Genomic DNA, 6,693 nt, shown 5'->3' with positions numbered 1-6,693 from the left:
CCGCCGATGCCGATGGTCATGCCGCTCTTCAGCCGGCCGACCACCTCGTCGATGGTCATCTGCTTGTCGCGTGGCTTCACTTGGCCTTCTCCGTCCCGGCGCTGTGCCCATTTACAAACGTGTCTCTGAGTTCGTCGCTGACGCCCAGCAGGTTGAGCTCCATCGTGAAGCCCTGCTCGAAGCGGTAGCTCTTGTTCACGTCGATCGGGTCGATCCCGTTGAGCGCCTCCTTGGCGGCCCGGATCACCCGGGTGTCCTTGTCTGCGATGTCGGCTGCGAGCGCGAGGGCGGCGTCGTCGAGCTGGTCGCGGGGGACCACCTCGTAGACCGAGCCGTGCTGGACGAGGTCGGCGGCCTTGATCGTGCGCGCGGTGAAGTAGAGCGTGCGCATGAGGTGCTGGGGGACCAGCCGCGCGAGGTGGGTGGCAGCGCCGAGTGCGCCCTGCTTGACCTCCGGCACGCCGAACCAGGCGTCGTCGCTGGCGACCACGATGTCGGCGTTGCCGACCAGGCCGACGCCGCCGCCGAGGCAGAAGCCGTGGACTGCGGCGATCACGGGCACCTGGCACTCGTAGACCGCCTTGAACGCGGCGAAGCAGCCCTTGTTCGCGCCGATCAGGGCGTCGAAGCCCTCGGTGTTCTGCATCTCCTTGATGTCGACGCCGGCGTTCCAGCCCTTGCCCTCCGCGCGCAGGATCACCACCTTCGTCGCGGGGTCCGCTCCGGCTTCGTCGAGCGCCGTGGCGAGGTCGAACCAGCCCTGCACGGTCAACGCGTTGACCGGGGGACAGGCGACGGTGACGACGCGGATGCCGTCGTTCCTGAGGTGTGACGAGATGCCCATTGAGGAGCCTTCCGAATGACAAACCAAGCACTTGCTTGGTAGCCTAGCACTTGCTTGGTTCAGCCGCTGCTGCGGAACTCGAAGGTGGAAGGCTCTCCATGACCGTGTCGATCGACCTCTCGGGCCGCGTCGTGCTCGTCACCGGCGGCTCCCGCGGCATCGGGCTCGGCATCACCCGCGCCTACGTCGCGGCCGGCGCGCACGTCGTGACCCTCGCCCGCTCCGCCGTGGAGGTGCTCGAGCCCGGGACGTCCCACGTGCAGTGCGACGTGCGCGACCCCGAGTCGGTGCGCGCGAGCGTCGACGCCGTGGTCGCCGAGCACGGACGACTCGACGTCCTGGTGAACAACGCCGGCGGTGCGCCGTACGCCCTGGCGGCCGACGCCTCGCCGCGCTTCCACGACAAGGTCCTGGGTCTCAACCTCACGGGCCCGCTGGTGGCGATGCAGGCGGCCAACGCAGTCATGCAGCGCCAGGAGCACGGCGGCGCGATCGTCAACATCTCCTCCATCAGCGCCCTGCGCCCGTCGCCCGGCACTGCGGTGTACGGCGCCGCCAAGGCCGGCCTCGACTCACTGACCCGGTCGTTGGCGATGGAGTGGGCCCCCAAGGTGCGCGTCAACGCCATCAACGTCGGCCTGTGCCGCACCGAGCTGACCGGGGAGCACTACGGCAGCGACGACTCCGTCGCCGCGATCGAGCGCACCATCCCGCTCGGCCGGATGGCCCGACCCGAGGAGGTCGGCCACGTTGCCCTGTTCCTCGGCTCGGACCTGGCGTCCTACGTCTCCGGCGCCAGCGTGGCGTGCCACGGAGGCGGCGAGCCCCCCATCTTCCTCTCAGTCGTCGGCACCGGGAGCTGACGCCGGGACCGAGCCTGCCGGGCCCAAGAACCACGATCGTGATCGCCCGTTCTACGTGGTGACCACGTAGCGCTGAGGTGTCCGTCGTCGTTGGTACTCCGATAGGTCATGGCCACCCGTTGTGCCCATGACCAGCCGTGTGCACACACAGCTGCACGCACAACCCTTGCGGGGGAGTACCCGATGCTTCGTTCCCTGATCCGACGCCGCGACACCAAGCCGCGCCCCGTCGCGCAGGCCCCCACGCCACACATGTCCCGCTCTGTTGCCTTCCGCGTTCCCTTCCTCGTGGGCGCGACCCTCGGCCTCGCTGTGTCGGTTGTGGCGATCGACAGTGGGCTGTACTTCGGTCAGGAGCAGCGTGAGGTGGTCGCTGAGGCCCAGCATCCGACCGCTGAGGCCCTGGTCGTTGCCTACGACTGCTGGTCGGGTGAGGCGCCGGCGGACATGGCCGGCCAGTTCCCGAGGCGCGTCGTCGTCACAGTCGGTGGTGAGGTCCGGTATGCGGGGGAGCGGATGGTCGGGAAGGCCCTCGACCAGATCTTCGACGGCGCCAACCACGGGCTGACCGTGCACGGCTTCTGCAGGTAGGGGATGACGACCACGCGAGAGCTCGGCCCTGCCGACATGGCGCCCTCGTGCCCCCGCGGCGCACTCCACAAGGGGTCGCTGCACACACACTGCACGCACAAGGGGGTGAGAACGAGGAAGAGGCCGCCCCCGCGATTCGCGGAAACGGCCTCTGACCTGCAATTTCTTCGGTCGGGCTGACAGGATTTGAACCTGCGACCCCCTGACCCCCAGTCAGGTGCGCTACCAAGCTGCGCTACAGCCCGAACGCCCAGTTCGCGATCGGCGAGCCGACGCGGTGAGCGAGCGAAACCATACCGCAGCGCACGCGGGAGTCGTGCATCAGGTCGCCCTCGGCGAGGGCACCGCTCAGAGCGGGTCGGGCAGCACGCCGAAGGTGTCGTTGCAGGTCCAGCCCCGACAGCTCAGCAGCTGCAGCCGGCGCTGCTCCAGCAGCGCCCGGATCGCCGCATAGCCCGGGTCGTCGAACCGGTTGACCAGCTGGTCGGGATCGCGCAGGTCGTCGTAGAGGAAGCCGTCGGAGCCGTTGACGCCGTAGAGGTAGCGCGAGGTGCGCACGCCGCGGTAGGCCCAGCCGTCGCCACCGTCGTCACCGGTCTGGACCAGCGTCGTGTCCCGGAAGGGCTGGTCCATGCCCTGCAGGGTCGGGACGAAGGAGACGCCGTCCAGGAGCCAGCCGGGCTGCACCGCTGACAGCGACGTGAAGGTGGCGGGCAGGTCCACCAGCGTGACGGGCAGGTCGGAGGTGGTGCCGGCACCGACGCCGGGACCTCGGACGAGCAGCGGCACCTGCAGCGTCTCGTCGGTCAGCACGTTCTTGCCGACGAAGCGGTGCTCGCCGAGGGAGTAGCCGTTGTCGGAGGAGAAGACGATGACGGTGTCGTTGAGCTCGCCGACGCTGCGCAGCGTCTCGACCAGCGACTCGACCGCGCGGTCGACCGACTGCAGGGCCCGCAGCCGGGCCCGGTGCTCGGTCGTGACGACCCCGGGATCGGCGAGGCGCCGGGAGCGGAACGTCCGGGGCTGGTCGAGCACGTTGCGCTCGTTGAAGGCGGGGGAGGTCAAGGAGGGCGGCACGGCCCGGTCGAAGCGCCCCTTGTCCCGGGGCGCCGCCGGCGGCGGCACGGGCTTCCCGCTGTTGTTGAGCCGGTAGTGCGGGGCGAGGTGCCAGGAGTAGACGAGGAAGGGCTGGTCCTCCTCGGCGAACTCGCGCACCGTGTCGTTGGTGCGCTCGGCGATGACGTCGGTGACATAGCTGTCGCGGTAGGACTGCGGGTCGCCGTCGTTGTCGAACGCGAAGTCGAAGTAGTCGTAGACCCCAGCGCTCAGCGCGTCCCAGCGGTCCCAGCCCGAGGGGCGGACGTCGCGGGCGGAGTAGCCGTTGAGGAACTTGCCGACGAAGCCGGTCTGGTAGCCACCCTGCTTGAACCACGAGCTGATCTCGTGCGCGGGGTCCAGGGCCTGGAAGCCGCCGAACGGACCGGCGTTGTGCTGCACGCCGTTGTTCTGGCCGTACTGCCCCGTGACCAGCTGGGCGCGGGCCGGGCAGCACAGGGGGTGAGGGGAGATCGCGTCGGTGAAGTCCATCCCGCGCTCGGCCAGCAGCTCACGGGTGTGCGGCATCCACCGCAGCTCGTCCTCACGCATGTCGTCGGTCATCACGAAGACGATGTTGGGGCGGTCCGGACCGTCGGCGCTCGTGGCGGCAGGTGACCCGGCGGCGGCCTGTACGGCGCTGGGCAGCGTCGTGGCCTCGTCTGCCAGTGTCACCCCGGAAGCCGCGAGGAGCAGGACGATCAGAGCGGTTGTCCCGCTGCGTGCCCACACCTGCATTGCGTCCCTTGGATATCCCCGACCGAAGGGCACAGCGTAGGGGGTGAGGAGCGCCTGACCCAAAGCGCAGGGAGCGCCCCGACTGGGGCCTGCTCACCTGTCCTCGCTTACGCTGAAGTGTGACCCCGTGGCTACTTCTGCTCGCCTCGCTGGCGCTGATCGCCATCTGTGGGCTCTTCGTCGCTGCTGAGTTCTCCTTCGTCACCGTCGACCGCGGAAGCGTCGACCGGGCGGCCGCCGCAGGCGATGCGGGAGCAGAGGGCGTGCAGCGCGCGCTCCGCACCCTGTCGACCCAGCTGTCGGGTGCCCAGGTGGGGATCACGGTCACCAACCTCGCGGTCGGGTTCCTGGCCGAGCCGGCGATCGCGCAGCTCGTCGACACGCCGCTCGAAGCGGCCGGTGTCCCCGCCGACTGGGTCTCGCCGATCGCGCTCGCCATCGGCCTGACCCTCGGCACCGTGCTCACGATGCTCTTCGGTGAGATGGTCCCCAAGAACGTCGCCCTTGCCATGCCCCTGGAGACCGCGCGCAACACCCAGCGGTTCATGCGCGGCTTCACGGCGCTGAACAAGGGGCCTATCCGGGTGCTCAACGGCTCCGCCAACGCACTCGTACGCCGCTTGGGCATCGAGCCCCAGGAGGAGCTCCGCTCGGCGCGCAGCTCCGAGGAGCTGGCCTCGCTGGTGCAGCGCTCCGCCGACCAGGGCACCCTGGACGCCGAGACGGCCGAGCTGATGGAGCGCAGCGTCGAGTTCGGCACCCGCACCGCCGGCGAGATCATGACGCCGCGCGTGCGCACCACCACCGTCGACGAGACCGACCGGGCATCTGCCGTGATCGAGCTGACCCGGCAGACCGGGCTGTCCCGCTTCCCGGTCCTCGACGCCGAGGACGCCGTCGTCGGCACCGTCCACGTCAAGCACGCCGTCGCGCTGCCGATGCACGAGCGCTCGACCACGCGGGTGCGACACATCATGGTCAAGCCCACCGTCGTGCCCGACAGCCTGCGGCTCGACCCGCTGCTGTCCCTGCTGCGCGGTGACGGCTTCCAGATGGCGATCGTCCTGGACGAGTACGGCGGTCACGCCGGCGTCGTCACGCTCGAGGACGTCGTCGAGGAGATCGTCGGCGACATCTCCGACGAGCACGACCGGCTCGGCGCGCGCGCCCGCCAGCGCCGAGACGGCAGCTGGAGCCTCTCCGGGCTGCTGCGCCCCGACGAGGTCGAGGACGCCACTGGTGTCGAGCTGCCCGACCACGAGGACTACGACACCATCGGCGGGCTCGTCATGCGCGAGCTCGGGAAGATCCCGACCGCCGGTGACCGGGTCGAGGTCGCCGTACCGGACAGGACCGATCCGGACGAACCCGGCCAACACCTGGCCACCTTGACCGTCGAGCGGATGGACGGCCTGCGGGTCGACCGCATCGAGCTGCGACTGGTGACGGGGGAGGAGTCGCATGGGTGACTTCGGGGGAGTCCTGCTCGCAGTCGTGCTGCTGGCCTTCAACGCGTTCTTCGTGGGCGCCGAGTTCGCGCTGCTGTCCGCACGCCGCAGCCAGATCGAGCCGCGCGCCCAGGAGGGCTCGCGGTCCGCACGCACTGCGCTGCGGGCCATGGAGCACGTCTCCCTGGTGATGGCCGGCGCGCAGCTCGGCATCACGGTCTGCTCGCTCGGCCTCGGTGCCGTCGGCGAGCCGGCAGTCGCCCACCTCCTCGAACCCGTCCTGCACGCCCTGCACGTGCCGGACGCCGCGCTGCACCCGGTGTCCTTCGTGATCGCGATGTCCATCGTGGTCTACCTGCACGTCGTGCTCGGCGAGATGGTGCCCAAGAACATCGCCCTGGCCGGACCTGATCGCGCCGCGCTGGTGCTCAGCCCGCCGATGATGGTGATCGTGACCCTGCTGCGCCCCTTCATCAGCCTCCTCAACCTCACCGCCAACGGCATCCTGCGGCTGCTCGGGATCGAGCCGAAGGACGAGGTCAGCTCGAGCTACACCCGCGAGGAAGTGGCAGCGCTGGTGGAGGAGTCGCGCGGCGAGGGGATGATCGCGGCCGACGAGTACGACCGGCTCTCGGGAGCGCTCGGCTTCACCGAGAAGATGGTCACGGCGGTGCTGATGCCGGTCGAGGGACTCAGCACCGTGCTGACCGGTTCCACGCCGGCCGACGTCGAGGCGCTCTGCGCGGCGACGGGCTTCAGCCGGTTCCCGGTCACCACCGCCGACGGCACCTTCCAGGGCTACCTCCACATCAAGGACGTGCTCGAGAGCGACGAGACGCGCCGGCAACGCCCCATCGACGACAAGTGGGTGCGCCCGCTGGCCACGGTGGGGCCCGACGACGTGCTGCACGAAGCGCTGGAGAACCTCCAGCGTCGCGGTGCCCACATGGCGCGGGTCGTCACGCGGGAGGGGACGGTCCTCGGACTGGTCACGCTGGAGGACGTGCTCGAGGAGCTCGTCGGAGAGATCCGCGACGGCTCGCACCACGAGTGGGCCGGAAGCACGGGCGAGGCTGGATAAGGTGAGGTCGCAGCGACACCCACGTCCACAGAC

Annotated in this window: 6 protein-coding genes and 1 tRNA gene; 4 read left to right on the top strand and 3 right to left on the bottom strand. The window is 69.8% G+C overall.

All coding sequences use genetic code 11. The features are described 5' to 3' along the window. Positions 1–76: 76 nt before the first annotated feature. Positions 77–844 carry an enoyl-CoA hydratase family protein gene (locus tag CF8_RS09725; protein WP_010832947.1) on the bottom strand — a complete coding sequence of 256 codons (768 nt, stop codon included), beginning with the start codon at positions 842–844 and terminating at the stop codon, positions 77–79. A 98-nt stretch (positions 845–942) separates the two neighbouring features. On the opposite strand from CF8_RS09725, the gene CF8_RS09720 reads away from it, so the two are divergent. Both CF8_RS09720 and CF8_RS09715 read left to right on the top strand, forming a co-directional pair. Then, positions 943–1,707, top strand: coding sequence for an SDR family oxidoreductase (locus tag CF8_RS09720; protein ID WP_036490685.1), 765 nt, complete (start codon positions 943–945; stop codon positions 1,705–1,707). 183 nt (positions 1,708–1,890) lie between these two features. Beyond that, a complete protein-coding gene (locus CF8_RS09715; protein ID WP_036490684.1) occupies positions 1,891–2,298 on the top strand; it encodes a hypothetical protein in 408 nt (135 codons plus the stop codon). Between the two features lie 171 nt (positions 2,299–2,469). Here CF8_RS09715 and CF8_RS09710 read toward each other — a convergent pair. Both CF8_RS09710 and CF8_RS09705 read right to left on the bottom strand, forming a co-directional pair. Then, a tRNA-Pro gene (locus CF8_RS09710) sits at positions 2,470–2,543 on the bottom strand. 103 nt (positions 2,544–2,646) lie between these two features. Further along, positions 2,647–4,068 (bottom strand): sulfatase family protein, encoded by a 1,422-nt coding sequence (locus tag CF8_RS09705; RefSeq protein WP_157953230.1) that lies wholly within the window; start codon positions 4,066–4,068, stop codon positions 2,647–2,649. A gap of 182 nt (positions 4,069–4,250) precedes the next feature. Between CF8_RS09705 and CF8_RS09700 the strand changes: the two genes are divergently transcribed. Both CF8_RS09700 and CF8_RS09695 read left to right on the top strand, forming a co-directional pair. Then, complete coding sequence (locus CF8_RS09700) at positions 4,251–5,600, top strand: hemolysin family protein (protein ID WP_010832943.1); 1,350 nt, start codon at positions 4,251–4,253, stop codon at positions 5,598–5,600. Beyond that, positions 5,593–6,660, top strand: a complete 1,068-nt coding sequence (locus tag CF8_RS09695) for a hemolysin family protein (RefSeq protein WP_010832942.1) — start codon at positions 5,593–5,595, stop codon at positions 6,658–6,660. Before CF8_RS09700 ends, CF8_RS09695 begins: the two co-directional genes overlap by 8 nt. Positions 6,661–6,693 lie beyond the last annotated feature (33 nt).

Origin of the sequence: Nocardioides sp. CF8, assembly GCF_000389985.1 — a bacterium.
GTDB classification, from domain to species: domain Bacteria; phylum Actinomycetota; class Actinomycetes; order Propionibacteriales; family Nocardioidaceae; genus Nocardioides; species Nocardioides allogilvus.
This window is presented reverse-complemented; position numbering and strand designations above follow the sequence as displayed.